The sequence below is a fragment of the uncultured Thiodictyon sp. genome (assembly GCA_903837595.1).
GTDB lineage: Bacteria > Pseudomonadota > Gammaproteobacteria > Chromatiales > Chromatiaceae > Thiodictyon.
The window spans coordinates 49,993-75,126 of the sequence record CAILVI010000494.1 but is presented as its reverse complement, the minus strand read 5'-3'; the positions used below and the strand labels follow the sequence as shown (position 1 = coordinate 75,126).

20 protein-coding genes and 1 pseudogene are annotated in these 25,134 nt (G+C 64.6%); 14 read left to right on the top strand and 7 right to left on the bottom strand.

All coding sequences use genetic code 11. The features are described from left to right. Nucleotides 1-25: 25 nt before the first annotated feature. Entirely contained in the window at nt 26-5,590 is a 5,565-nt protein-coding gene (locus QZY44_RS29925) for a PAS domain S-box protein (protein ID WP_295456359.1), read from the top strand. On the opposite strand, the gene QZY44_RS29920 is transcribed toward QZY44_RS29925, so the two are convergent. The 3 genes from QZY44_RS29920 to QZY44_RS29910 are packed head-to-tail and all read right to left on the bottom strand — an operon-like array spanning nt 5,556 to nt 7,374. Beyond that, the gene (locus QZY44_RS29920; RefSeq protein ID WP_295456357.1) at nt 5,556-6,212 is read right to left on the bottom strand and encodes a thiopurine S-methyltransferase; all 657 of its coding nucleotides are present in this window, start codon (nt 6,210-6,212) and stop codon (nt 5,556-5,558) included. The two genes, QZY44_RS29925 and QZY44_RS29920, sit on opposite strands and share 35 nt — an antisense overlap. 5 nt (nt 6,213-6,217) lie before the next feature. Continuing rightward, on the bottom strand, nt 6,218-7,111 hold the full coding sequence (gene ispA, locus QZY44_RS29915; protein WP_295456356.1) for a (2E,6E)-farnesyl diphosphate synthase: 894 nt from the start codon (nt 7,109-7,111) through the stop codon (nt 6,218-6,220). Continuing rightward, on the bottom strand, nt 7,108-7,374 hold the full coding sequence (locus QZY44_RS29910) for an exodeoxyribonuclease VII small subunit (protein ID WP_295456354.1): 267 nt from the start codon (nt 7,372-7,374) through the stop codon (nt 7,108-7,110). Before QZY44_RS29910 ends, ispA begins: the two co-directional genes overlap by 4 nt. A 113-nt stretch (nt 7,375-7,487) precedes the next feature. Between QZY44_RS29910 and parE the strand changes: the two genes are divergently transcribed. The 5 genes from parE (at nt 7,488) to QZY44_RS29885 (ending at nt 13,063) form a co-directional block, all read left to right on the top strand. Next, a complete protein-coding gene (parE, locus tag QZY44_RS29905; protein ID WP_295456352.1) occupies nt 7,488-9,374 on the top strand; it encodes a DNA topoisomerase IV subunit B in 1,887 nt (628 codons plus the stop codon). A 136-nt stretch (nt 9,375-9,510) separates the two neighbouring features. Beyond that, the gene (locus QZY44_RS29900; protein WP_295456350.1) at nt 9,511-10,443 is read left to right on the top strand and encodes a DNA methyltransferase; all 933 of its coding nucleotides are present in this window, start codon (nt 9,511-9,513) and stop codon (nt 10,441-10,443) included. Continuing rightward, nucleotides 10,440-11,450 (top strand): hypothetical protein, encoded by a 1,011-nt coding sequence (locus QZY44_RS29895; protein ID WP_295456348.1) that lies wholly within the window; start codon nt 10,440-10,442, stop codon nt 11,448-11,450. The genes QZY44_RS29900 and QZY44_RS29895 overlap by 4 nt, the downstream gene beginning before the upstream one ends. 125 nt (nt 11,451-11,575) lie before the next feature. Continuing rightward, nucleotides 11,576-11,908, top strand: a complete 333-nt coding sequence (locus QZY44_RS29890) for a UPF0175 family protein (protein ID WP_295456346.1) — start codon at nt 11,576-11,578, stop codon at nt 11,906-11,908. A gap of 36 nt (nt 11,909-11,944) precedes the next feature. Further along, nucleotides 11,945-13,063 carry an FIST N-terminal domain-containing protein gene (locus tag QZY44_RS29885; RefSeq protein ID WP_295456344.1) on the top strand — a complete coding sequence of 373 codons (1,119 nt, stop codon included), beginning with the start codon at nt 11,945-11,947 and terminating at the stop codon, nt 13,061-13,063. A gap of 110 nt (nt 13,064-13,173) precedes the next feature. On the opposite strand, the gene QZY44_RS29880 is transcribed toward QZY44_RS29885, so the two are convergent. Next, nucleotides 13,174-13,428, bottom strand: a complete 255-nt coding sequence (locus tag QZY44_RS29880) for a nitrogen fixation protein NifZ (protein ID WP_295456341.1) — start codon at nt 13,426-13,428, stop codon at nt 13,174-13,176. 228 nt (nt 13,429-13,656) lie between these two features. On the opposite strand from QZY44_RS29880, the gene QZY44_RS29875 reads away from it, so the two are divergent. From QZY44_RS29875 to QZY44_RS29845, 7 genes and pseudogenes are all read left to right on the top strand, one after another. After that, nucleotides 13,657-13,980, top strand: a complete 324-nt coding sequence (locus QZY44_RS29875; protein WP_295456339.1) for an iron-sulfur cluster assembly accessory protein — start codon at nt 13,657-13,659, stop codon at nt 13,978-13,980. A gap of 71 nt (nt 13,981-14,051) precedes the next feature. Beyond that, entirely contained in the window at nt 14,052-14,927 is an 876-nt protein-coding gene (nifU, locus tag QZY44_RS29870; protein ID WP_295456338.1) for a Fe-S cluster assembly protein NifU, read from the top strand. 96 nt (nt 14,928-15,023) lie between these two features. Next, nucleotides 15,024-16,235, top strand: coding sequence for a cysteine desulfurase NifS (gene nifS / locus QZY44_RS29865; protein WP_295456336.1), 1,212 nt, complete (start codon nt 15,024-15,026; stop codon nt 16,233-16,235). Between the two features lie 281 nt (nt 16,236-16,516). Next, on the top strand, nt 16,517-16,642 hold the full coding sequence (locus tag QZY44_RS29860; protein ID WP_295456334.1) for a hypothetical protein: 126 nt from the start codon (nt 16,517-16,519) through the stop codon (nt 16,640-16,642). Nucleotides 16,643-17,262: 620 nt separating this feature from the next. Continuing rightward, nucleotides 17,263-18,128: pseudogene (locus tag QZY44_RS36025) on the top strand (acyltransferase); the annotation flags it as partial. 114 nt (nt 18,129-18,242) lie between these two features. Beyond that, nucleotides 18,243-19,157 carry an SGNH hydrolase domain-containing protein gene (locus QZY44_RS36020; RefSeq protein WP_365305566.1) on the top strand — a complete coding sequence of 305 codons (915 nt, stop codon included), beginning with the start codon at nt 18,243-18,245 and terminating at the stop codon, nt 19,155-19,157. Between the two features lie 147 nt (nt 19,158-19,304). Then, a complete protein-coding gene (locus tag QZY44_RS29845; RefSeq protein ID WP_295456328.1) occupies nt 19,305-19,985 on the top strand; it encodes an OmpA family protein in 681 nt (226 codons plus the stop codon). Nucleotides 19,986-20,122: 137 nt separating this feature from the next. On the opposite strand, the gene rlmKL is transcribed toward QZY44_RS29845, so the two are convergent. The 3 genes from rlmKL to QZY44_RS29830 form a co-directional block, all read right to left on the bottom strand. Continuing rightward, on the bottom strand, nt 20,123-22,285 hold the full coding sequence (gene rlmKL, locus QZY44_RS29840; protein WP_295456327.1) for a bifunctional 23S rRNA (guanine(2069)-N(7))-methyltransferase RlmK/23S rRNA (guanine(2445)-N(2))-methyltransferase RlmL: 2,163 nt from the start codon (nt 22,283-22,285) through the stop codon (nt 20,123-20,125). A 258-nt stretch (nt 22,286-22,543) separates the two neighbouring features. After that, a complete protein-coding gene (locus QZY44_RS29835) occupies nt 22,544-22,966 on the bottom strand; it encodes a YajD family HNH nuclease (RefSeq protein ID WP_295456324.1) in 423 nt (140 codons plus the stop codon). Between the two features lie 12 nt (nt 22,967-22,978). Continuing rightward, complete coding sequence (locus tag QZY44_RS29830) at nt 22,979-23,860, bottom strand: TIM44-like domain-containing protein (RefSeq protein ID WP_295456322.1); 882 nt, start codon at nt 23,858-23,860, stop codon at nt 22,979-22,981. 331 nt (nt 23,861-24,191) lie between these two features. Between QZY44_RS29830 and QZY44_RS29825 the strand changes: the two genes are divergently transcribed. Beyond that, entirely contained in the window at nt 24,192-25,130 is a 939-nt protein-coding gene (locus tag QZY44_RS29825) for a transporter substrate-binding domain-containing protein (RefSeq protein WP_295456320.1), read from the top strand. The last annotated feature ends 4 nt before the right edge of the window (nt 25,131-25,134 follow it).

The window sequence follows — 25,134 nt, the reverse complement described above, 5'->3', positions numbered from 1 at the left end:
ATCGGTCCGGGCACGCGTCACCGCCATGAACACCACCATTGCACCCCCGCCTCCCCCGACCGGACGCGCACACACCGGTCGCTGGGGGCGGGTTATGGCGACCCTCGCCAACAGTTCGTTGCGCAGCATACTGGTCGCCACCTTCACCGCATTGGTGATCGGCACCGTGGGCGCGGTTGGACTTTTCTCCCGACAGGCCGGGCAGCAGGCCGTGACGACCCTGGCCAACCAGTTGATGGCCGAAATTGGTGAACGGATCGACCAACGCTTGGCGCGGCATCTTGCGGGACTGCGCAACGTCGTCGAGACCAACGAACTCCTGATCCGGGAAGACCGGCTCGACCCCCTCGACGCAGCCGGGCTGGAGCGACATTTCGCCGCCCAACTGGGGCTGTTGCCGAACGCGGACAGCATCGGTTTGGTGAGCGAACGTAGGGATGTCACGATGCTGGCGCGTCATTCGACGAACGCCCTGATTATTCGCCGCTTCGGTGCCGCGACCGGTTACCGCCTGCAACACTATCGGGCCGCGCTGGACGGCCGACAGGGCGAACTGATCGAGTCGCGCCAAAACTATGACCCCCATAACGACCCGCCCAACAACCCCTGGTATCCGGCGGTGCGGGCGGCCGGACAGGGCAGTTGGCGCCTGTCGGTCAGTCTGGCCAAAGGGCAGGATCAGCCGTTACTGGTCTGCTTCTATGCCTTACCCTTCGACGAAGGTCGGGTGGGAACTCAGGGGGTGCTGGTCGCCGGCATGACGCTGGTCGGTATGAGCGAGTTTCTGCGGGGTCTGCGGGTCAGCGCCAGCGGACAGGCCTTTCTGGTCGATCGCGAGGGGTTGTTGGTGGCCACCTCCACCGGTGAGACCCCCTTCGACAGCCGGGCGCGAATCGATCACACGCAAAATGTCGCGGTCGAGACCCGGCGTCTGCCCGCGGTTGCCAGCACCAATGCGGTGACCCGCCAGGCCGCAAGCCAACTGCTGGCCGCTCAACCGGCGCTGAAACAGTTGACGGCGCCACTGAGTTTCGATTTCGATTTCAATGGACAACGCTATCTGGCCCAGGTCAGCGCGGCGGGCCCGGGGATCGGCCAGCCGGACTGGCTCACCGTGGTCGTGGCGCCGCAGCGGGACTTCACGGCCCTGATTGCCGCGCCGCTGCATCAACTGATCCTGCTCGCTAGCCTGGCATTGCTGATCGCCGTATTGCTCGGCCGGTTGGCCGCTGGCGCGATCAGCCGACCCTTGCGGCAGTTGAATGCGGCAACCCGGCGGGTGGCCGACGGTGACTTTGGTCAGCCACTCCCTCCCGCGCCAATCCGCGAACTGCGGGAACTGGGCGAGTCGTTCGGCAAGATGACCGCGCGGTTGCACGATGCGTTCTTCGAATTGCGCGACCTCAACCGGACACTGAGGGACGCCGAGCAGGAGCTGGCTGAGCAAAACCAGCAATTGGAGCGGCGGGTTGCGCAGCGCACTGCCGAGCTGACCACGGCGCAGGTCCGGCTCGAGGAGGCGATGATGCAGGTTGCGGAGTCAGAGACCAAATACAGGACGATCTTTGAGCAATCCCCCCTGGGTGTCGGGCTGACCGAGTCAGCGACCGGGCGCCTGCTCGAATGTAACCGACGCTTCGGGGAGATCCTTGGGCGTACACAGGCACAGCTGGTCGCGATCGATTGGATGAGCATCACCCACCCGGACGATCTGCCGCTGGACCTGGGGCACATGGCGCGCCTGAACGCGGGGGAGTCGGCCGGTTTCGAGATGGACAAACGCTATCTCCGCCCTGATGGCGCGGTGGTCTGGGTGCATCTCACGGTGGCCCCGCTGATCCTGCGGGCGGGAGGCAAGCGCTGTCATCTGGGCCTGGTCGAGGACATCGCGGCCCGCAAGGCCGCCGAGGCGGCACTGCGGCAGAGCGAGGCGCGCCTGCGCAGCTATTTCGAACAGCCGCTGATCGGCATTGCCATCACCTCGCTGGAGAAAGGCTGGCTGGAGATCAATGACCGGCTATGCGTCATCCTGGGCTATTCGCGCGATGAGTTGAGGCACAAGACCTGGGCGGAACTGACCCATCCCGATGACCTGACGACCGATGTCGCCGAGTTTGAGCGGGTCCTGCGCGGCGAGATCGACGGTTATTCGCTGGAAAAGCGCTTTGTGCGGGCCGATGGTCAGACGGTGCCCACGGAAATGAGCGTCGCCTGCGTCCGGGCGCCCGACGGCAGCCCCGAGTATATCGTCGCACTGATACAGGATGCGACGGAGCGCCGCCGGGCCGCTGAGGCATTGCGCGAGAGCGAGGAGCGTTTCCGTCTGGCCTTCGACGGTGCCAATACCGGGATGTGTCTGGTGGACATCCAAGGACGGCTCCTGCAGGCCAACGACCAGATGAGCGCCATCTTCGGTTACAGTCGGCAGGAACTGGAGGCGATGACCGTCAACGACCTGGCGTGTCCCGAAGACCTGAACCTGAGTCCGGCGGTCATCGCGCGTGCGGTGTACGGCGGCGACGACCGCACGACCTTCGAAAAGCGCTATCGGCATCGCCAAGGCCAGGTTGTTTATGCCCAAATCGCCTCGTCGCTGGTCCGCGACGCCCAGGGTCGACCCCGGTATTTCATTTCCCAGGTTGCGGACATCACCGAGCGTAAGCGCCTTGAGCTGGAGGCCCAGCAAGCCCGCGCGGCCGCCGAGGCGGCCAACGCGGCCAAGAGCAACTTCCTGGCCCATATGAGCCACGAGATCCGGACCCCGTTGAATGTTGTATTGGGCCTGGCCCAGGTGCTCAGCCGCGGGCCACTCACGGCCAATCAGCGCGACATGGTCGCGCGCATCCAGATCGCCGGACAATCGCTGCTGGCCATCATCAACGACATCCTCGACCTCTCCAAGATCGAGGCCGGCCAGTTGCGTCTGGAGTCTCATCCCATCGCCCTGGAGACCCTGTTGCAGCGGCTCGACACCCTGCTGGCGCCGGCCGCCCAGGCCAAGGGGCTCACTTTCAATATTTTGTGTCCGTCCAAGCCATTGGGGCTGCTGATGGCCGATGCCCTGCGGCTGGAGCAAGTGTTGATCAACCTGATCGGCAATGCAGTCAAGTTTACCGACAAGGGTCAGGTGACCCTCTCGGTTGCTACGCTTCGGACTGACCCGGCGGCCGTGCGCCTGCGGTTCGCGGTGCGCGACACCGGCATCGGTATTGCCGCGCCGGCGCTGGACCTGTTGTTTACCCCCTTCACCCAGGCCGAGGAAGGAATCACCCGCCGCTTCGGCGGCACCGGGCTGGGTCTGTCCATCAGCAAGCATCTCTTGGCACTGATGGGCGGTGAGATCAAGGTCGAAAGTGAGCTGGGGCAGGGCAACACCTTCTGGTTCGAGCTGTCGTGTGACTGGGCGACAGTCGGTGAGCGAAGGCTGACATCTGCCGCGCCGGATCGCACATCGCCTTCGCCCGCGGGGCGGCGGCTGGCCGGCGTGCACGTCCTGGTCGTGGACGACAGCGCGATGAACCGGGACCTGGTCGAGCGGGCGCTGGCGCTCGAAGGTGCGACCGCCACCCTGGCCGCCGATGGTCAAGAGGCGATCCAACAACTCAGGGCCGGGCCCGCGACCGTCGATGCCGTGTTGATGGATGTAAGGATGCCGGTGATGGATGGCCTCACGGCCACCCGACTGATCCGCGAAGAACTCGGGCTGACCGGGCTTCCCGTCATTGCGTTCACCGCCGGGGTGTTGACTGACCAGCAGGAGGCCGCGCGCGCGGCCGGCGTCAACGGCATACTGGTCAAGCCACTGGACCTGGAAGAGATGGCAGTCCTGTTACTGAAATGGGTCAAACCCAGATGGTCGGTTACCGACCCAGTCACCGCGGCTCAGCCGGTTCAGCCAATCCCGGTCATGCAGGCGGCCACCGGCCATGATGCGGCGGGGGAGTTCCCCGACATTGCCGGTATCGACAGGGTTCGGGCCGCCGAAAGCCTGCGCCATAACCGGGACCTATTCCTCCGGCTGCTGAAGCAGTTCGCGGCGCAACACGCCGACGCGGCAGACGCAGCGGCCCGTGATTTGGCCCAGGGCGAGCGCGGGACCGCCGCCCGGCGGATGCATACCTTGCGGGGCGGGGCGGGCCTGATCGGTGCGCTCAACGTCATGGCATTGGCCGGGGAATTGGATGAGGCCATTGACCGGGGCGAGACGGACTTGGAGGATCGGCTGGCGGCCTTAAGGCGACTGCTCGGCGACCTGATCACGGCCAGTGCCGCTTGGCTGGAAACGCCTCCGGCCGGGCCCACGGTGCCGGCCCAGGCGTTACCCCTTGCGACCTGCCGCCTCGGGGCGTTACACGAACATCTGTGCCGTCGTAACCTCAAGGCCTTGCGGTCCTTCGAGGAACTGCGGCCGGGACTGGCGGGCGCCCTGGGCGAGAGCAGAGTGCAGACGCTCGGGCATGCCATTCGCGGATTTCGGTTTGAGGAGGCGCTGGCCGTCCTGGAGGAATCGGTGGTGTGGCGGGGATCACGAAACGACATGCAAGCCGCTGCCATGGCACCCACGGCGCGACTCTTGGTCGTCGATGATGATCCCGCGGCGATTGAAGTGCTGGGGAATGCGTTGGAAGACCTTGGAGATGTGTGTTATGCAACGGGTGGAGCCGATGCCCTAGCCCTGATGGTGAATGGCCCGATCGACCTGGTCCTGCTCGATGCCAACATGCCGGACATGGATGGTTTTGCGACCTGCCAGCTCCTGAAGCAGGAGTATCCCGACATCCCGATGATCTTCGTCACGGCCTTCAGCGAGGAGGGGCATGAACTCCGGGCACTCCAGGCCGGCGCAGTGGACTTTATCCACAAGCCCATCAAGCCGGCCGTGGTCCGCGCCCGGGTTGGTGTGCACCTTCAACTGGGTGCAGTGAACGCTGAACTGCGCGCACTCAGCGACCGGGATCCACTGACCGGCATCGCCAACCGACGCGCCCTGGACAGCCGACTGGCCCAAGAGTGGTGGCAGGCCGCACGGCAGCGACAACCGCTCGGTTTGCTGATGATCGACGTCGATCAGTTCAAGCGCTACAACGACCACTACGGTCACCTCCAAGGTGACGACTGCCTGCGGCAGGTGGCTGCGGCATTGGCCACGGCCGTCAGCGGAGCCGACAACCTGGTGGCTCGCTATGGGGGTGAGGAGTTTGCGGTCGTGTTGCCTGGCAGTTCACCGGAGGATGTCGTCGCGTTGGGCGCCAAGGTCTGCGCCGCGGTCCGGGCACTGGGCATTCCTCATGCCGATTCGGATGCGGCGCCCCAGGTGACCGTGAGCATTGGCGCCGCCTGTGCCATGCCGTCGCTGTTGGCGACGAATCAAGACGGCTGGGCATCCGATTCACCCGCTGCCGGGGATGCAGCCGGCTTGCAGTCGATCAAAGGACTGCTGGCGCGGGCCGACCGGGCGGTCTATGCCGCCAAGGCAGCCGGCAGGAATCGAGTCTGCGTCGACGACTCGCAGACCGCGACTGAACCGCTTGCCCCTCTGCCCGAGTCTGGTCCGGTCAGGCCGGGTCTATCCGATAGACCCGTTCCGTGAGCTCGGTGAGCCCCCGTTGGCGCATCCCAGGCGACTCCGGCAGTGCGTCAAACGCGGCGAGCGCCGTGATCCGGTGGGTCTCACCGAAGAGGCGCTCCACTTCCGCGTTCGACACCGAGAAGGGCGGCCCTGAAATCATGGCCTGGTCATAGTCCAGGGTGATCAGCAGCCGCGGCACCCCGGCGGGTAGCAGCGCATTAAGGTGCGTGGCATAGCGTTCGCGCAGCGCGGGCGGGAGCGCAATCAGGGCGGCGCGGTCGTAGACGGCCCCGACCCCGGCCACCTGGGCGGCGCTCAGGGCGAAGACATCCCCGCACAGGATCTCCAACTCGTCGACTCGGTAGCGGCGTAGCCCCGCGTCATCCGTGACGGTGGGTGTCAGGCCGTTGTCCACAAAAAAGGCGTCGATCGCCAGCCGACTCAATTCGACCCCGAGCACCCGATAGCCCTGGCCGGCGAGCCACAGCAGGTCGAGGGTCTTGCCGCACAGCGGGACCAGCACCTGGGTCCCGACCGGGACCTCCAGGCCGGGCCAGAAGGTGCTGAGATGGCGGTTGACCGCGTCGAGGTGCCAGCCGGTCTCACCGCGGTGCCAGCGTCCCAGCCAATAGTCCGGTTCCATGCCGGCTAATCGGTCCGCACGATGAGTGACTCGACGACCCAGCGCAGCGGGTCGGCGCTCGCCGGGAAGACGGAAACGGCGTCCAGCGCGTCGGTCAGCAGGTTGTGCGCCATCTCCTTGGCCTCCACCAGTCCGACCACGGAGGGGTAGGTGGATTTGGCCAGGTCCTGGTCGCGCCCGCGGGTCTTGCCGGTGACGGTGGTCTCGGCCACCACGTCCAGTACGTCGTCCTGGATCTGGAAGGCCAGACCGACGCACTTGGCGTAGCGGTCCAGGCGCGCGGCATGGTCTGCCGCCAGGGTGGTGTCGGCCAGAATGGCCAGGCGTACGGCGGCACGGATCAATGCACCGGTCTTGTGGATGTGGATGTGTTCCAGCATCACCCGGTCCAACTGCTTGCCCTCGGCCGCCAGGTCCAGCGCCTGGCCGCCGGCCATGCCGCGCGATCCGCTGGCCTGGGCCAGGGCCGCCACCATGGCGACGCGGGCGGTTGCACTCAGGTCGGGCGCCTCCGCCAGGGTCTCGAAGGCGAGTGTCTGCAAGGCATCGCCGGCGAGGATCGCGGTGGCCTCATCGAACGCCATGTGACAGGTGGGACGGCCGCGGCGCAAGGCGTCGTCGTCCATGGCCGGCAGGTCGTCATGGATCAGTGAGTAGGCGTGGATCAGCTCCACCGCCGCGGCCGGGCGGTCGAGGAGGGCGGGGGAGACCCCCAGGGCCTCGCCGGCGGCATAGCACAGCAGGGGGCGGATGCGTTTGCCCCCGGTGAGCACGCTGTAGCGCATGGCCTCATGCAGGCGCGCGGGCTCCAGGGTAGGGGCCGGCAGCAGTTGTTCGAGGGTGGCCTGGACGCGTGCAATGCAGCGCGCCCGAAAGGCGTCCAGTGCTTGTTCAGTCATGGATGATCCGGGGAAACGGTGGTGGGGACCTGGTTGAAGGGCTCGGGCGTGGCGCCCGGGCGGTTGTCAGTCAGGATGCGTACCCGTTGCTCGGCGCTCTCCAGGGCCTGGCGGCAGGCGCGGGTGAGAGTCACGCCGCGTTCAAACGCGGTCAGTGACGCCTCCAGCGTCAGGTCGCCCTTCTCCAGTGCGTCGACGATGGCCTCCAGTTCGTTCAGCGACTGCTCAAAAAGGGGCGGAGACGGGGCTGCTGGTTTCTTCATAGGGTTTGCATCAAGGTTTAAAGGTACGGTAGCGTACCGCGGTTTTGCGGTCAAACCGGCGGAGCCCCTGACCGTCTCGTCGCCCACTTGCCCTAGGGAGCTATGATCCGCCCATGACAGGCACCTACGACGCCTCAGCCATCGAGGTCTTAAGCGGTCTCGACCCGGTGCGCAAGCGCCCCGGGATGTATACCGACACCACACGCCCGAACCACCTGGCCCAGGAGGTGATCGACAACAGCGTCGACGAGGCCCTGGCCGGCCATGCCCGCATCATCGACGTGGTGCTCTACGCCGACGGTTCCCTCGAGGTGGCCGACGACGGCCGCGGCATGCCGGTGGATATGCACCCCGAAGAGGGCATGACCGGGGTGGAGGTGATTTTGACCAAGCTCCACGCGGGCGGCAAGTTCGGCGGCGGGAGCTATCGCTTCTCCGGCGGATTGCACGGGGTAGGCGTGTCCGTGGTCAACGCACTCTCCAACCGCCTGGAGGTCTGGGTGCGGCGGGCCGGGCAGGAATATCACATGGCCTTTGCCAACGGGGACAAGGCCAGCGACCTGACGGCGGTTGGCACGGTGGCGCGCGCCCGTACCGGCACCCGGCTGCGCTTCTGGCCCGATCCTAAGTACTTTGATACCCCTAAGTTCTCGCCCAAGCCGTTGATCCACCTGTTGCAGGCCAAGGCGGTCCTGTGTCCGGGGTTGACCGTGCGCTTCCGCGACGAGGCGGCGGCGCAGCAGCTTGAGTGGTGCTATCAGGACGGGCTCAAGGACTATCTGATCCAGACCCTGGGGGCCTGCGAGACGGTGCCCAGCGAGCCCTTCGTCGGCGACCTGGAGAGTACCAACGAGGCGGCCAGCTGGGCCCTGGCCTGGACCCCGGAGGCCGGCGAGCCGGTGACCGAGAGCTACGTGAACCTGATTCCGACGGTGCAGGGCGGCACCCACGTCAACGGTCTGCGCAGCGGACTCACCGAGGCAGTGCGCGAATTCTGCGAATTCCGCAACCTGCTGCCCCGCGGGGTGAAGCTGGCCCCGGAGGACGTGTGGAACCGGCTGGCCTACATCCTGTCGGTCAAGCTCATCGACCCCCAATTCTCCGGCCAGACCAAGGAGCGGCTGTCCTCGCGCGAGTGTGCCGCCTTCGTCTCCGGGGTGGTCAAGGACGCCTTCAGCCTGTGGCTCAACCAGCATACGGGCGAGGGCGAGCGGATTGCGGAACTGGCCATCAATGCCGCCCAGGCGCGGCTGCGCGCCGGGCGCACCGTCATCCGTAAGAAGATCACCCAGGGTCCGGCCCTGCCGGGGAAGCTGGCGGACTGCACCTCCACCGACCCGGACCGCAGCGAGCTCTTTCTGGTAGAGGGGGACTCGGCCGGCGGCTCGGCCAAGCAGGCGCGCGACCGTGAGTTTCAGGCGATCCTGCCGTTGCGCGGCAAAATCCTCAACACCTGGGAGGTGGACTCCGCGGAGGTGCTGGGCTCCCAGGAGGTGCATGATGTCGCGGTGGCCATCGGCGTGGACCCGGGCAGCGACGACCTGACGCGCCTGCGCTTCGGCAAGGTCTGTATCCTGGCGGACGCGGACTCCGACGGGGCGCACATCGCGACCCTGCTCTGCGCCCTGTTTCTCAAACACTTCCGGCGGCTGGTGGCGGAGGGCCATGTCCATGTGGCCATGCCGCCGCTGTATCGGATCGATGTCGGCAAACAGGTCTTTTATGCGCTGGACGATGGGGAGAAACAGGGTATCCTCGACCGGATTGCGGCCGAACGGATCAAGGGCCAGGTCAATGTCCAGCGCTTCAAGGGGTTGGGCGAGATGAACCCGGCCCAGTTGCGCGAGACCACTATCCACCCGGACACCCGCCGGCTGGTGCAGTTGACGATTGAGGCAGAGGACGAGAGCAGCAAGGTGCTCGACATGCTGCTGGCCAAAAAGCGCGCCGCGGACCGGCGGGCGTGGTTGCAGGAGAAGGGGGACCTGGCGGAGGTTTGACAAAGGAGCGAGGGCGTCCTGCCCCCGCGTCCCTTCCACCAAGAGACTAAAGCCGATAGCCATGACGCCACCGTCACTAGCCATTCATAGCCCCGACCTTTTCGCCAAAGCTACCTCGCCCCCTTGGAAGGAGTTATTGATTGAGAAGCAGGATCGCCTGTGGGAGACGGTGCGCAATGCCGGGGAGCAGCCGCGCACCCATCTCTCCAGTCGGGCGACTTATGTCGTTGATGATGCCATCGCCTGGCTCGCCGAACTGCCGATGAATTCGCTTCATGCCGTAGTCACGGACCCGCCCTACGGTCTGATCGAATACAATCGCAAACACCACGATAAGCTCAAGAGCGGACGCGGCGGGGTTTGGCGAATTCCACCGTCTTTCGATGGTGCGAAGCGCAGGCCATTGCCTCGATTTACCGTTCTTACCTCGGACGAAATCGTCAAGCTTGATCGCTTTTTTTGCGACCTGGGGGAGGCACTGCTGCGCGTATTGGTGCCGGGGGGACATCTGCTGATCGCGTCCAATCCCTTGCTCTCAACGCTCACCTTTCATGCCCTACAGCGATCCGGTTTCGAGAAGCGTGGTGAAATCATTCGCCTCGTGCAGACGCTGCGCGGTGGGGACCGTCCCAAGGGTGCGGAAGACGAATTCCCCGAGGTATGTATGATGGCTCGCTCCTGCTGGGAGCCTTGGGGAATTTTCCGGAAGCCATTTGCGGGCACGGCGGCCGAAAATCTCCGCCTCTGGGGAACCGGGGGCCTGCGCCGTATCTCCGCCGCTGAGCCTTTCAAGGACGTGATTAGCTGCTCCCCCACGCGCGGTCGTGAACGCGAGATCGCCCCACATCCCTCGCTTAAGCCTCAGCGATTCATGCGCCAAGTGGTGCGTGCCGCGCTCCCATTGGGTGTCGGCATCGTGTATGACCCCTTTGCCGGGAGCGGATCGACACTGGCCGCCGCCGCCGCCATCGACTATACGGCCATCGGCACGGATCGCGACCAGGGTTATCATGCCTTAGCGCGTGCGGCTTTTGGGCCACTCTGCGCCTTGAGCGTTGGTGAGCCATGACGCCTGATACTTTGTTTGACGAGTTTGCAATGGGCTTTCCAGCCCGCAAGTTTTCGGCTGGGCTGTTGTTGGCCTTTATCGATCTCTATATTGAATTGGGTATCCCTGGCTCGGAGACTGGGAGCTATGACGCTGTCATCGCGCGCTTCCCGCGCCAGACCACAACAAGTGGTGGTAAGCGTGCCAACACGCTGATCCTCAAGAGGTCAGACGGTAAGGTCTTGAGCCTGCGGCCCTTCTACAACGCGGTCGAACGCTTGTTTCGCGCCGAGCATAAACGATTTGACTATCCCTCGTGTGCGCCGCACGCGACTCAGGCGTGGCCCGACTATATCCCGTGGTTAGACGCCCTGGCGATCTACAGTCTTGTCGATCTGGAGGAACTTCGCGGACGGGTGATCGACTATGTTCTCAATAGCCTAAAGAGTCAGGCATTCGATCCCGCGGCGATTCAGATTGATCCACCCCTATTTCGTCTGATACTGGAAGGCTTCGATATGACGGCGCGCAAAGGCGAGCCGACGGGCGCTCCTTACCAAGGAATCGTATTCGGCTTTCTGCGTGCCGATAATCCGCATCTCCAAGTTGAAATCGACAAGGTGAGAACTGGCTCTAAACGACTTCAGCGAGTGGGGGACATCGATGCATGGGAGGGTGCGCGCCTTGCGATTTCAGCGGAGGTTAAGCAGTATGAGCTTAAGCCCGAGGATGTTCCTGATCTGGAAGGATTCGGCAATGAAGTCGGTCGGCGCGGTACGCTGGGTTTGGTGGTGTCCCTGGGATTTCGAGAGGGTGTCCGCGAGCTGATTGGCGCGATCGGGCTAAAGCCACTGGACTTGGACGATTTGCTGCGGATCGTAGAGCTTTGGGACCCAGTTAAGCAGCGTACCGCGGTTTCGTCTCTCGTTTACTATGCCCGGCATGTGGAGAAAAACTCTTCGCTTTCTGAGCGTATAGATGTTTTCCTGAAGGCCGCCGTTGGTGTCGAGCAGATCACGGCGCCCTGAAATGATTGATAGACACTAAGGTCGGCGGTGGTCCAGCGGCAGTTGCCTCTCATCATGACCCATCACAGGCTGACCGCTGTGAATTTATGCTACGCTTCGCCGGCACACTTCGTTGAGGCCTGCCCATGGAAACGCTTGATATCTTCTCGGTCCGGAACCTTCGAACACGCTCCGGTGATCTGCTCAAAGACGCCGAACTCGGCCAAATGTCGCTGATCACCAAACATGGCCGGCGGGCCATCCTCGCCTTGCCGTTCGACCGTCGACTGCTGGACCAGGGGGTCCACCGTGCCCTGGCTTTACGCCTGTTCGAGGGGCGGCAACTCACCCTGGCGCAGGCGGCCAAGGTTGCCGGGCTGTCCTTGGACGGATTTATCGACCTGCTCGGCTCGCTCGGTCTGGTCGCCGTGGACTATCCGGCCGATGAACTGGCGGCCGAGCTGAACGCTGCCTTATAGGATCAACCCTGCCCGACTGCCGGAGGTTTAGTCCCCATGCGCCCATTCCGATACGCCCATGCCGCCGGCGACGACTGGCGCGAGATTGCCGACACCTGCCTGAGCCAACTCGGTGAGATTCCCGCGGCCGCCAATCTGGGCTTTCTCTATGTCACCGACTCGCTGACGGACGACTTGGCCGACCTGCTTGGCCGGTTGAAGGACGCCACGCGGGTGCGCGACTGGGTCGGTGCCGTCGGTATCGGTATCTGTGCCACCGGCGCTGAGTATTACGAGGAGCCGGCGGCGGCCGTGATGTTGGGCGAGTTCCCGCCCGACGGCTTTCGGGTCTTTCCGCGCCTGGCCGATGACCTGGACGCCTTCGACACGCGCAATGGTGAGTGGATCGCGGAGCGCCACCCGCTGTTGGCCCTGGTCCACGGGGACCCGACGGACGGCGTCACCGAGGACCTGATCGAGCAGCTTGCGACGCGTACCGTGGCGGGTTTTCTGGTGGGCGGGCTGGCCAGTTCCCGGGGCCATACCTGCACCATCGCCAATGGATTGCACCTGGGCGGCCTCTCCGGCGTCCTCTTCGCCGAGGGGGTCGGGCTCATCACGCGCCTGAGCCAGGGTTGCTCACCCATCGGACCGCAGCGGACCGTCACCAAGGCGGAGCGCAACATCGTGATCACCCTGGACGGACGGCCAGCATTGGACGTGCTAAAGGAGGACATCGGCGAGCTCTTGTCGCGCGACCTGATGCACATCGGCCGTTCGATCTTTGTCGGGCTGCCGATCGTCGGTTCCGACACCGGCGACTATCTGGTGCGCAACCTGGTGGGCCTCGACCCCAACGAGGGCCTGGTGGCGGTCGGCGACCTGATGGAGTCGGGCCGCAAGCTGATGTTTTGCCGCCGTGACGGCGCGACCGCCCGCGACGACCTGAACCGGATGCTCGTGTCACTCAAGGGTCGGCTGCGGGCGCCGCCCCGGGGCGGGGTCTATGTGACCTGTCTGGGGCGGGGGGTCAACCTCTTTGGGCCGGACTCCGCGGAACTGCGGCAGATCCGCGACACCCTGGGCGAGGTCCCGCTGGTGGGCTTCTATGCCAACGGCGAGATCTCCCAGGATCGGCTCTATGGCTACACGGGCGTGTTGATGCTCTTCACGTAGGGTGGATAAGGCGCGCGCGGGGTGTTGCCGGCCAAGCACAGGGCTGGTCGCGCCGCATCCACCAAGCCTGGCGGTGCGGTGGATGCGCTGCGCTTATCCACCCGACGAACTCAGGCCGCCTGCGTTGTCAGTTCCTCCGCCCAACACCCTGTCGGCGGCCCCAGCACCAGCCCCGGTCCCTCGAAGCGGACCAGATAGAGTGTGCGCTCCGGGTCTTCCTCCAGATGACCGATCTTGAGGATCACCCCGCGGGTTCCAGGGGATGCGATCAGTGCATCCTCGGCCAGGTCCGGGATACCCCCGTCGTTGATGATGTCGGCGGCGGCATAGACCAGGTCGCCGGGGCTGAGTTGGTCGAGGGTCATGGGGTGTGCTCCCTTAGCGGTGGGTGTGTTGGATTGGCTGTTCGGGTCTGTCATTAATCCGACCAAGATACTGCGCTGTGCTGTTGCAGAGGCGACAAGGCCAGCGGCGGTTTGCTGTCTTCGATTAGGAAAAACAACGACATGCCGGGTCTTTGGTGGCTGGCATGGGGATTGCTTTTTCCTCGCTAACAGCAAAAGCAAGACTCAAGCCATCCGGAGCACCTGACCATGTTGACCCTGACCCCCAGCGCACTGAAGGCCGTCACCCGTTTCATCAAGGGGTCGGCCGACCCGGTCGCCGGCCTGCGGATCTCGGTCACCGGCGGCGGATGTTCCGGCCTGCAATATGCGCTGGCCCTGGAGGCCGCGGCGCGCGCCGACGACGCGACCGTGGAGTGCGGTGGGGTGAAGATCTTCGTGGACCCCACCAGCGCACCGCTGCTGGCCGGCATCACCATGGACTTCAAGGACAGCATGGAGGGCAATGGATTCACCTTCGTCAATCCCAATGCCACCCAGAGTTGCGGCTGCGGCAAGTCGTTCAGCGCCTAAACGGCCCCGCGACACCCGGCGCCGGCCGCGTCGGTGCGGTTCAGATTCATCTTCTTTCCCGGAGACACGCCATGTGGGATTACTCGGACAAGGTCAAAGACCACTTCTTCAGTCCGCGCAACGCCGGTGCCGTCGCCGACGCCAATGCCGTCGGTGACGTCGGGTCCTTGTCCTGCGGCGATGCACTGCGCCTGTCGCTCAAGGTCGATCCGCAGAGCCAGGTCATCAAAGACGCGGGTTTCCAGACCTTTGGTTGCGGCTCGGCCATCGCCTCCAGTTCCGCACTCACCGAGATCATCAAGGGCATGACCCTGGACCAGGCCCTGACGGTCACCAACCAGGACATCGCCGACTTTCTCGACGGCCTGCCCCCGGAGAAGATGCATTGCTCCGTGATGGGGCGCGAGGCGCTCCAGGCGGCCGTGGCGAACTATCGCGGTGAGGTCTGGAAGGACGACCATGCAGAAGGCGCCATGGTGTGCAAGTGCTTCGCGGTGGACGCGGTCCTGATCGAGGAGACCATCCGGGCGAACGGGCTCTCCAGTGTGGAGGAGGTCACCAACTATACCAAGGCCGGCGGTGGATGCTCTGCCTGTCACGAGGGGGTGGAGGAGATCCTGACCCGCGTGTGCAAGGACCAAGGCCGGGCCTTCAATGCCACCGCGTCCGCACCCGCGCCCGCCGTTCGGCCCAAGCTTGGGACGCTCGCGCGCATCCGCCGCATCGAGGGGGCCATCGAGGCGATCCGCCCGAACCTCCAGCGCGACCGCGGCGACGTGGAACTGGTGGAGGTGGACGGCAAGACCGTCTATGTGAACATGACCGGGGCCTGCGCCGGTTGTCAGATGGCCTCAGTGACCATTGAGGGCATCCAGCAGCGGATCATTGAGGACCTGGGCGAATTCGTGCGCGTCCTGCCGGCAGCGGCCATGCGGGCACGGGCCTGACCCCGATCTATCCTCGTGACACCGCTTTGCGGTGTCACGCCTGTGTCAGGCGCTGCGCGCCGCGCCGACCCGATCTTATCCAACCGAGGCACGACCATGACCGACGGCATCTATCTGGACAATAACGCTACCACCATGGTCTCGCCGGAGGTGGTGCAGGCCATGCTGCCCTATTTCACCGAGCAGTTCGGCAATCCGTCCTCACTGCACCAGTACGGCAATCGGGTCGGGCAGGCCATCAAGCAGGCCCGCCAACAGGTGCAGGCATTGCTGGGCGCCGAGCATGACTCGGAGATCATCTTTACCTCCTGCGGTACCGAGTCGGATTCCACCGCGATCCTTTCCGCGCTGAAGGCCCAGCCGGAGCGCAAGGAGATCATCACCACGGTGGTCGAGCACCCGGCCATCCTGGCGCTCTGCGAACAATTGGAGAAGGAGGGCTATAAGATTCACCGTCTCAAGGTGAACGGCAAGGGCCGGCTCGACATGCAGGAATACATGGACCTGCTGTCGGAGCGGGTCGCACTCGTCACCGTGATGTGGGCCAACAATGAGTCAGGCACCCTGTTCCCGGTCGAGGAGATGGCGGACCTCGCGCGCTCCGCCGGGGTGATGTTCCACACCGACGCGGTGCAGGCGGTTGGCAAGATCCCCATCGATCTCAAGGACACCAGCATCGACATGCTGTCGCTCTCGGGTCACAAGCTCCACGCCCCCAAAGGGATCGGCGTGTTGTATCTGCGCCGCAACACCCGCTTCCGGCCGCTGCTGCGCGGCGGACACCAGGAGCGCGGCCGGCGTGCCGGGACCGAGAATTCAGCCTCCATCGTCGCCCTGGGCAAGGCCTGTGAACTGGCCCTGCAACACATGGACACCGAGAAGCGGACCGTGCGCCAGCTGCGCGACCGCCTGGAGCAGGGCATCCTGGCGGCCGTCCCGCATTGCTTCGTCACCGGGGACGTGACCAACCGCCTGCCCAACACCTGCAACATTGCATTCGAATACATCGAGGGCGAGTCGATCCTGCTGCTCCTGAACAAGCTGGGCATCGCCGCCTCCTCCGGCTCGGCCTGCACCTCCGGCTCGCTGGAGCCATCCCATGTCATGCGCGCCATGGGCATCCCCTATACCGCCGCTCACGGGACGGTGCGCTTCAGCTTCTCCCGCTACAACACCATGGAGGAGGTCGAGACCGTCATCCGCGCCGTGCCGCCCATCGTCGCCCAATTGCGCAAGCTCTCACCCTATTGGGGCGAGAACGGGCCCATCACGGACCCCGAACTGGCCTTCGCACCTGCCTACGCCTGAGGATTGCTATCCCGTCGGTCGGCCGTCAGGCCGACCGACCGGGAGCGCCGCACCCCCGTGCGGCCCGGCCCATCCGCCGCACGCGATGCCGTGATCACGCCGCACTGGGGTGCGGCGCTCCCAGTGGCCGGGCCGATGATCAAGGCCATCGCAGCCCCTCTCGCCGTCCCTTGTCCCTTGCCCGCCTTGAGGTTAGTCTGTCGCCGACGCGTCGGGAGGCGTTCAACTCCCCCGCGCCCGCCTCGTAGCGACCGGACCCCCACCCGAGCGGAGCAACGCCCATGGCCATGGAACTGATCCTCAACTTCCCGGACCCGGCGCACGTCGTCGTCGAGCTGATCGGGGAGGGCCGCCCCCGGCGCACCGCGCCACTACCCTTCGCGGGTCCGCTCACCGCGGCCGACTAGGACGGCCTGCACTGGTACCTGGAGGTCTATCCGACCCACTACGCCGCCGAACTCGAGGACGACCGCGCCGCCGCCATCGCCGCCAAGCTCGATGTCTGGGGCCACGCCCTCTTCAACGCCGTCTTCCAGCAGAGCTAGGATGCCGGCAAGCGCTATGCCGAATTCGCCGCCCAGGCCGCCCGCTCAGCATCGACAGCGGCCATCCCTCCGTCCTCGACCAGCCCTGGGAACAGCTGCGCCACCACGAGGGTACCTGGCTCTTCCTCTCCAACCCGCGCATCAGCGTCTGCCGCCGCCCAACCTGCCCGAGGGCCAGCCATCCGACTTCTGGGGCCGCGCGCGCGAGCTGTGGGGCATCGAGGGCGCCTTCGTCGCCGGCACCCGCCGCCTCTTCGGCGGTCAGGGCAATCCAGCCGCGACGGGTCCAACCTTTGCGTCCACTGGCGGCCGTGACATCTGTCTTCGCGTAGACTGAAAGCGGAGCTTTCAGATCCGCATTCCCAAGCGGAGCTTGGGAAGGAGGAGTGAACGAGGATTGAGGACAGACCTTTAGTCCCTGGTTTTCTTGAGGACGGTATGAACTATCGACGCGAAATAGTGGCCTGCGCGCCTTGGCCGTTATGCCGGTTATGTTGTTTCATGCCGGCTTTAGACAGTTTAGTGGCGGCGTTGACGTCTTTTTCGTCATGAGCGGCTATCTGATCACCACGCTGATTCTGACTGAGTTGGCACTCGGTCGCTTCTCGCTTAGCGATTTCTATGAACGGCGGGCGCGCCGCCTCCTGCCGGCTCTGTTCCTGGTGATGGCGACCTGTATTCCTTTCGCCTGGTGGCTGCTGCCATCCAACGAGATGAAGGATTTCTCCAAGAGTCTCGTGGCCCTCTCGCTGTTTGCTTCTAATATCTTTTTCATGCGCGATACGGGATATTTTGTGCCCGCCGCCGAGCTCAAGCCCCTGTTGCATACCTGGAGCCTGGCGGTTGAGGAGCAGTTTATGTCTTGTTTCCGCTGTTTCTCTTGCTCGCCTGGCGCTTGGGTCGAAAATGGATGGTGGCGCTGCTGGCATGCTTGGCCACCATGAGCCTGGCGGCGGCGCATTGGGGTCCAATGAGCGGACGCGCTACCGCCTTTTTTCTGCTGCCGCCACGTGGTTGGGAGCTGGTGCTCGGTGCCTTGGTCGCCTGCTATTTGTTCAATCGGCAACGCCCGGCAACTGTCGGCATCATCAAACAGGGCTTGGGTGTGTTGGGTCTGTTGCTGATCGTTTATAACATCTTTGCGTTTAGTGCCCGCACGCCATTCTTCGGCTATGCCCTGGCGGCCACGATCGGTGCGGGCTTGATCATGCTATTTGCCTGGCCGGGGACCTTGGTGGGAACCCTGTTGGGGAGTAAGGCGTTGGTCGGTATCGGACTGATCAGCTACAGTGCCTATTTGTGGCACCAGCCACTGCTTGCGTTTGCGCGACAGTTCAGTCCGCGCGAACCGGCTTGGCTTTTTCTCCTGCTGGTGATCGGCTCACTCGTGCTCGCCTATGTCAGCTGGCGTTTTGTCGAGCAGCCATTCAGGCGCAAGAATGTTGTCTCAAGAAAGGCGGTGATGGTGTTCTTCGCCATAGCAACCAGTTCTTTCATTGGCTTTGGTCTGACAGGGAAGGTGTTGAACGGATTTGAGATGTTCGGGCTGAATGAGGCGCAGCGTAAGATCATGCTCACGAGATCAGTCAATCCGAAATACGAGCAATGTTATACCGCGGGGCTTGACTATCGCAAGCCGAGCGATGCTTGCACGTATCACGTGAGTGATCCGGATTGGGTCGTGTTAGGCAACAGTCATGGGATTGAGCTTGCTTATGCCTTGGCGGAGAAGTTGAAGGCTTTTGATACAGGTGTGAAGCATCTTACGTTTAATGGCTGTCCGCCATCATTTGGCAGGGTTGTCGGGGTTGACGGGTGTTCAGCGTGGACACAGGAAGCGGTTGATTACATTGCGCATAATGATCGGCTCAGTCATGTTGTCATATCATACAAGACCTATCTTGCTGATGTTGTACGGTCGCGTCCTTCGGCAGACGACTTCCGGCCGGCGAATGACGCCGGGCGATCGAAAATATGGAAATCCTATGTTGATACGGTGAAATATCTGGTCGCGGCCAAGAAAAATGTGATCGTTGTGATGCAGGCGCCGCAATTGCCGAAACACGTTCAAGCTTATATCGCGGCGGAGCCATATGACTTCACCTGGGTGGGCGCCCTGAGCCGATCTCAGTGGGACCGCAGTTCAGCGTTTATTCTGTCGCGACTGGGCGATTTGCCAAAGGCAGCGACCATCATTAATCCGGCGGAGTTTTTCTGCAATCAAATGACCTGCGCCGCCGTAAGAAACAATATCGCCTTATATCGTGATGACCAACATATGTCTGTCGCCGGTGCTGAGGTCATTGCTGCGGAAATCATCAGGCGGACACTAGGGTCGCCGGGTCGCCAGACACTGGGGGCCGCTGGCGAACAGTGAACCGACATCCGCAACGATCGGGGGCGTGCCGCGCGGCTCTGCTATCATCGCGCCCCCGGCGATGCGCACCAGGGCCAGGGCCGGCCGGCAGGTCAACCCAACGCATCCCCTCCCAGTAAACAACCTTCTGGTTGTGGAGTAGTCACAATGAATCAGTCTCTTGCCAAGCATGCCGCGATCGCGGCGACCGTCAGTCTGCTCGTGGCTGGGTGTGCCTCCGACGGGTCCGGGATGACCGAGACCGGGCAGGGGGCGGCCATCGGCACCGCCACCGGCGCCGCCTTGGGGGCGATCATCGGCTCAGCGAGTGGTCAGGCCGGCCGCGGGGCGCTGATCGGCCTAGTCGGCGGGGCGCTGATCGGGGGGGCGGCTGGAGCCTACATGGAGAGTCAACGCAAGGACTTTGTGAAGGCCCTGGCGCCGGAGATCTCCTCCGGGGTCATCAAGGTCGACAAGCTGCCCGGTGACAAGCTGCTGGTGCGCATGACCGGGGAGACCACCTTCGAGGTGAATTCGGATCAGATCAAGCCGAGCTTCGACAGCACCATGGACCGGATCGCGAAGATCATGAACAAGTATGGTAAGACCGAACTGGTGGTCGCTGGCCATACCGACAGCACCGGCTCGGCGGAGCTGAACCAGCAACTCTCGCAGCGGCGCGCGGCGTCCGTGCAGCGCTATCTGGAGGGGCAGCAGGTGTTGCCCGGCCGCATCTATACTGCCGGCTTCGGTCCGTCTCAACCGGTGGCGAGCAACGAGACCGACGCCGGTCGGCGCCAGAATCGCCGGGTGGACATCACCATCGTGCCCATTACCGAGGGGAGTTGAAACTAGCCGTACCTCGTGACACCGCTCGAGCGGTGTCACGCATGTGTTTGGCGCGGTGCGCCCCGGGGCCGCCGCAGGCCGCATAGCGGCCAACACAGGGGTGACACCGCCAGAGCGGTGTCACCAGAAAGAAAACCTTACCCGGGAACTGAACGGATACGCCAGCAATTGTGGATACGCGGGTTGCGGGCGAAGTCGCGGGGCAGGGTGTCGCGGCCGATGTCGATGATCTCCAGCTCGGGCAGGGCCTCGCTTTCCATACGGAACCGCCGCAGGTTGTTGGAGAAAATCAGGGTCCCGCCCGGCTCCAGCAGGCGCATCGTGGCGCGGATCAGGGCGACATGGTCACGCTGGATGTCGAGCGTCTCGTCCATCCGCTTGGAGGTGGAGAAGGTGGGCGGGTCCAGAAAGATCAGGTCGAAGCGGCGCCGGCCCTCGACCAGGCGCAGCCAGTCCAGGCAGTCGGCGTGGATCAGCTCATGGGCCAGTCCCCGGATGCCATTGAGCTCCAGGTTGCGCCGCGCCCAATCCAGATAGGTGCGTGACAGGTCCACCGTGGTGGTGGCCGTGGCCCCCCCGCGGGCGGCATAGACGGTGGCGGTGCCGGTGTAGGCGAACAGGTTCAGAAAGCGCTTGCCGGCGGCCAGGGTGCCGATCAGCCGACGGGTGTCGCGGTGGTCCAGGAAGAGCCCGGTGTCCAGATAGTCCTCGAAGTTGACCAGGAAGCGGTGGCCGCCCTCGGTGACCTCATGGAAGCGGCCGGTCTCGGCCATGCGTTCGTACTGGCGTTCGCCCTTCTGGCGCTCACGGACCTTGAGATAGACCTGGGTCTCGGCGATCTGGAGCACCTCCGGGATGACACTCATGGCCTCACGCAGCCGGCGCCGCGCATCCCGCGGGTCGATCGACGCGGGGGCGGCATATTCCTGCACGACGATCAAGCGTTGCTCGCCCTCATAGACATCCAGGGCCACCGCGTACTCGGGCAGATCGGCGTCATAGAGCCGATAGCAGGTGATGTCCTCGGCCTTGAGCCACTTACGCAGTGCCTTGAGGTTTTTGGTGAGCCGATTGGCGAGCATGGCCGCGCCGTCGCTGCGTTCCGCGGGCGCAATGGGGCGCGGTCGGTTGGAGACGAAGTGCTGCGGGTCGACCTCGAAGTGCAGCAACCGGCATTCGATCGGGCCGTTGTACAGCGTGTGCATGCGCAGCGCCCGCAGGCCCATCTGTTTGCCCAGGTCGGGGTTGCCGGTCATGACGGCAGCGCGCCAGCCGGTGAAGCGCTCCTTCAGCAGGGTGCCCAGCCGCGCATAGAGTGCGGGCAGGTCGATGTCGGTGCCGAGTCGCTCGCCATAGGGCGGGTTGACGACGACCAAGCCCAGGTCGCCTTCTCTGCCTGGCCAGCAGTCGGCCAGTTCGCGTCGCTCGAAATGGGCGCGTCCGGCGAGTCCGGCCCGCTCCAGGCAGGCTAGCGCCACCCGGATGGCGGTGGGGCTGGCGTCATAGCCGCGTAGCGGGTTGCGTCGCTCCAAACCGGCGCGGCGCCGCTCCTGCGCCTCGTCGATCAGGCGTGCCCAGATGGCGGGCTCATGTCCAGCCCAGCCCAGGAAGCCGAAGTCCTGGTGCAGCAGTCCCGGGGCGATGTCCGCGGCGATCAGCGCGCCCTCGACCACCAGGGTGCCGGAGCCGCACATGGGGTCCAGCAGGGCGCCGCCCGCGGCGGCGATGGCCGGCCAGCCGGCGCGCATCAGTAGTCCGGCCGCCAGGTTCTCCTTCAGCGGCGCGGCTGAGCCCTCTTCGCGGTAGCCGCGCCGATGCAGTGAGCCACCCGAGAGATCGAGCGCGATGGTGGCGCTGCCCTGGAAGGCGTAGCAATGGATCAGTAGGTCCGGGTGGTCCGGGTGGACGTTCGGCCGCGCCCCGCAGTGCTGGATGAAGCGGTCGGCAATGGCGTCCTTGACCTTGAGGGCCGGGAACTGGCTGTGGTTGACCCCGGCGAGGTTGCCGTCAAAGCCCACCGCGAAGGTCCGTTCCAGTGACAGGTGATCCTCCCAGTGGATGGCCCGGGCGCCGGCGTAGAGTTCCTCGGTGTCGGGTGCCGGGAACTGCGCGAGTGGCAGCAGGACCCGGTTGGCCACCCGTGACCAGAGACAGGCGCGGTAGCCGTCCTCCAGGGTGCCCGTGAAGCGGGCGCCGCCGCGCGCCTCCACCGCCCCGGCGAGCCCCAATTGTGCCAACTCCTCGGCGAGCAGACTGCCCAGGTGCTTGGGTGCGGTAGCGAAAAAGGTATAGCGATGCATGGGGCGGGGCTCTGGAATGCGGACCGGTCCGCAGGGTGCTGCGGCAGGCGAAGCAGCCAAGGTTATCACGTCGCGCCAGTCGTGCCCGGTCAGGCCGGAGGCGCTAAATCACGCACTACTGGCGAGGCTCCGCATCAGACCAACCGGGCTTTGCGCCCAAGCGCACGACCGCGAGATCGTACCCGTTGGCTGGAAATAGTTACTCGCACGCCGCTCCGACCTTGCCGCGTGATTGGGCGTGCGGTTGCCCGCTGCCGATCAGGTACTGCGGCCCTTCAGCAACTCGGCCAGCCCTTCCAGTGCCTTGTGAGTGGTCTGCGGGCCGCTGTCGCCGAGCGTCTTGCCGCCTCGGCCGGCGGCCACGGCGGCGCGGTGCTCCTCATAGCGCTGGTGCTCGTTGTCGTGGCAATACAGACACAGCAGTTCCCAGTTGCTGCCGTCCGGTGGGTTGTGGTCGTGGTTCATATTCTTGTGATGGACGGTCAGCTCACGCAGGTTGAGCCGGTCGAACTCGCGACTGCAGCGTCCGCATACCCAGGGGTAGAGCTTGAGGGCCTGTTCGCGGTAACCGACGGCGCGCCCATCGCTGGCCGCACGCGCCTCACTGACGATGCGGTCGAGTTTGTCGGTATCGATCGGTCGACCGGTCTTACCGTGGCGCGGGGGAGTGTTCGGAGACATGGCTTGACCTCATCATGCCTGTTGAATACCGGCGACATACCAGTCGCCGGCGGCGCTTGCCCAGGCGTGCTGGACGTGCCAGAACTCGCGGAACTCCTGGGCCAAGCCTTGCTGATCCTCGCGGATCAGGCCGGAAAATAGGATGCTAGCCACCGCTAGGTCGCCGTCGCGCTGCACGGATGCCAGTTCGGCGTTCAGCCGCACCACCTCGGTGTACTGGGTGCCGCTCAGGCGATCACGGTCCCGCTGCAATTCGGCGAACAGTTCCGGGGTGGTGTAGTCGCGGATGTCCTGGAAGTCCGCCTTGTCCCAGGCCGCTTGCAGGCGGATATAGTGGTCTTTGGCACCCGCAATGAAAGCTGCGGCGTCGAACCAGACCGGGAACTGGTTGCTGCCCGCGAACGGATGCGGTGGCGCACCCAAGCCGGTGCCGCCCCCCGCGACGCCTTGTTCCGCTGCGGCCAGGTCGGTGAGCGCGGTTTTGCTATAGGCCCCGGCCGCCGCGGGCTGGGGCCCGGCCTGGCCGCGGCGCAACCGGCGAAACAGCATGAAGGCGCCGACTGCCAGCGCGGCAATCAGGAGGAAGTCCATGAACTGAAAGCCTTGGAAGGCGCCGCCGAAGAACAGGGAGGCGAGCAGCCCGCCGGCGGCCAGCCCGGCCAGGGGGCCGAGCCAGCGGCTGGCGCCGCCAGCCTGTGGGGGGCGCGCTCCGGCGATGCCCTGTGCGCCCTGGCTGGGCGCCCGTTGGGGTGCTGCGGTCTGGCTCGGCATGCTGTATTGTTTGCCGACACTGCCCCCGCCGCCCATGCGCCTGGCATCGGCCGGTGGGGATGCGATCAGTAGGCCGGCGACCAGCAAGGTAGCCGCTGAGAGGAAGAGTGTCTTGAGTCTCATGGTCGGGCGAGATCCTGCATAGGGGTAGGTGGATGGGGCAATGGCCGATGCGGATGGCGTCGCGGCCCGGTCGCGCTGCCGGGGCCGACCCTTCGCCTCTGGGTCAAAGCGAACTAACAGTGTAGTATCAGGGCCAGATCCGGACTACGCAACCCCTTGCGTCCGGCGCCGACGCAGGCCCAGAATCGCGAGCCGGTTTGCGTCGCAATTTGCAAACGACGCGCTAGTGGTTATTGTTAACTATTTGTTAAGGATGGCTTACTTTATTGGTATGGATATTGCTTATTGCGGTAACCAAGCGCCAGAACAGGCCTGTAACCAGAGGAACACCATGCACCACCCATCATCTCCAAGCGCGCGCGCCAGCGCTTTCCGGCACCGCTTCGATCGTGGCCTTGTTGGTGGGCTCATCGTTGGCCTCGCGCTCACCGTCGCGCTGGTGAGCGCGGCGGCGGCCGGCGCTTTGGCCGAGGTCAAGGAGCGCGGGGTCCTGCGCCACTTGGGCGTCCCCTATGCAAACTTCGTTACCGGTGCCGGAGACGGCATGGACGTCGAGTTGATGCGCGCCTTTGCGGCACATCTGGGGGTACGCTACGAGTTCGTGCAGAGCGACTGGGCCGAGATCATCGGCGACCTGACCGGCCGCAGGGTCAAGAGCAAGGGCGATGACTATGAGGTGCTGGGTGAGACACCGATCCGCGGCGACGTGATTGCCAACGGGATGACCGTGATTCCCTGGCGGGCCAAGGTGGTGGCCTTCGCGGCGCCGACCTTCCCGAACCAGGTCTGGTTGGTCTCCCGGGCGGACCTGCCGGTGTCGCCCATCCGGCCCAGCGCGGTGCTGGACAAGGACATCGCCGCCACCAAGGCCCTGATGCCGCGCCGCACCCTGCTCGGTAAGGCCAATACCTGCCTCGACCCCGAGCTTTATGACATCAAGGCGACCGGCGCCAAGATCACCATGTTCCAGGGCACTTTGAACGAGTTGGTCCCGGCGGTGATCAATGGGGAGTCGCAACTGACCCTGCTCGACGTGCCGGACGCGCTGGTGGCCCTGCAAAAATGGCCGGGAGAAATCAAGGTCATTGGGCCGGTCAGTGAGCGGCAGGACATGGCCCCGGCCTTCCGTCCCGCGGACAATGACCTTCGCGAGTCCTTCAACCAGTTTCTAAAGAAGCTGAAGGCCAGCGGTGAGTTCAGGCGCATCGCCCTGGCCTACTACCCTTTTGTCATCGATTATTTCCCGGATTTCCTGCCGGAATCGCGCTGAGCTT

What these genes read in the sequence shown, in the direction of transcription:
- ispA (WP_295456356.1), bottom strand. Translation starts at nt 7,111, where the DNA reads ATGACTGAACAAGCACTGGACGCCTTTCGGGCGCGCTGCATTGCACGC.
- QZY44_RS29895 (WP_295456348.1), top strand. Translation starts at nt 10,440, where the DNA reads ATGACGCCTGATACTTTGTTTGACGAGTTTGCAATGGGCTTTCCAGCC.
- QZY44_RS29835 (WP_295456324.1), bottom strand. Translation starts at nt 22,966, where the DNA reads ATGTCTCCGAACACTCCCCCGCGCCACGGTAAGACCGGTCGACCGATC.
- parE (WP_295456352.1), top strand. Translation starts at nt 7,488, where the DNA reads ATGACAGGCACCTACGACGCCTCAGCCATCGAGGTCTTAAGCGGTCTC.
- QZY44_RS36020 (WP_365305566.1), top strand. Translation starts at nt 18,243, where the DNA reads ATGGTGTTCTTCGCCATAGCAACCAGTTCTTTCATTGGCTTTGGTCTG.
- rlmKL (WP_295456327.1), bottom strand. Translation starts at nt 22,285, where the DNA reads ATGCATCGCTATACCTTTTTCGCTACCGCACCCAAGCACCTGGGCAGT.
- QZY44_RS29890 (WP_295456346.1), top strand. Translation starts at nt 11,576, where the DNA reads ATGGAAACGCTTGATATCTTCTCGGTCCGGAACCTTCGAACACGCTCC.
- QZY44_RS29910 (WP_295456354.1), bottom strand. Translation starts at nt 7,374, where the DNA reads ATGAAGAAACCAGCAGCCCCGTCTCCGCCCCTTTTTGAGCAGTCGCTG.
- QZY44_RS29920 (WP_295456357.1), bottom strand. Translation starts at nt 6,212, where the DNA reads ATGGAACCGGACTATTGGCTGGGACGCTGGCACCGCGGTGAGACCGGC.
- QZY44_RS29845 (WP_295456328.1), top strand. Translation starts at nt 19,305, where the DNA reads ATGAATCAGTCTCTTGCCAAGCATGCCGCGATCGCGGCGACCGTCAGT.
- QZY44_RS29875 (WP_295456339.1), top strand. Translation starts at nt 13,657, where the DNA reads ATGTTGACCCTGACCCCCAGCGCACTGAAGGCCGTCACCCGTTTCATC.
- QZY44_RS29880 (WP_295456341.1), bottom strand. Translation starts at nt 13,428, where the DNA reads ATGACCCTCGACCAACTCAGCCCCGGCGACCTGGTCTATGCCGCCGCC.
- nifS (WP_295456336.1), top strand. Translation starts at nt 15,024, where the DNA reads ATGACCGACGGCATCTATCTGGACAATAACGCTACCACCATGGTCTCG.
- QZY44_RS29830 (WP_295456322.1), bottom strand. Translation starts at nt 23,860, where the DNA reads ATGAGACTCAAGACACTCTTCCTCTCAGCGGCTACCTTGCTGGTCGCC.
- nifU (WP_295456338.1), top strand. Translation starts at nt 14,052, where the DNA reads ATGTGGGATTACTCGGACAAGGTCAAAGACCACTTCTTCAGTCCGCGC.
- QZY44_RS29885 (WP_295456344.1), top strand. Translation starts at nt 11,945, where the DNA reads ATGCGCCCATTCCGATACGCCCATGCCGCCGGCGACGACTGGCGCGAG.
- QZY44_RS29860 (WP_295456334.1), top strand. Translation starts at nt 16,517, where the DNA reads ATGGCCATGGAACTGATCCTCAACTTCCCGGACCCGGCGCACGTCGTC.
- QZY44_RS29825 (WP_295456320.1), top strand. Translation starts at nt 24,192, where the DNA reads ATGCACCACCCATCATCTCCAAGCGCGCGCGCCAGCGCTTTCCGGCAC.
- QZY44_RS29925 (WP_295456359.1), top strand. Translation starts at nt 26, where the DNA reads ATGAACACCACCATTGCACCCCCGCCTCCCCCGACCGGACGCGCACAC.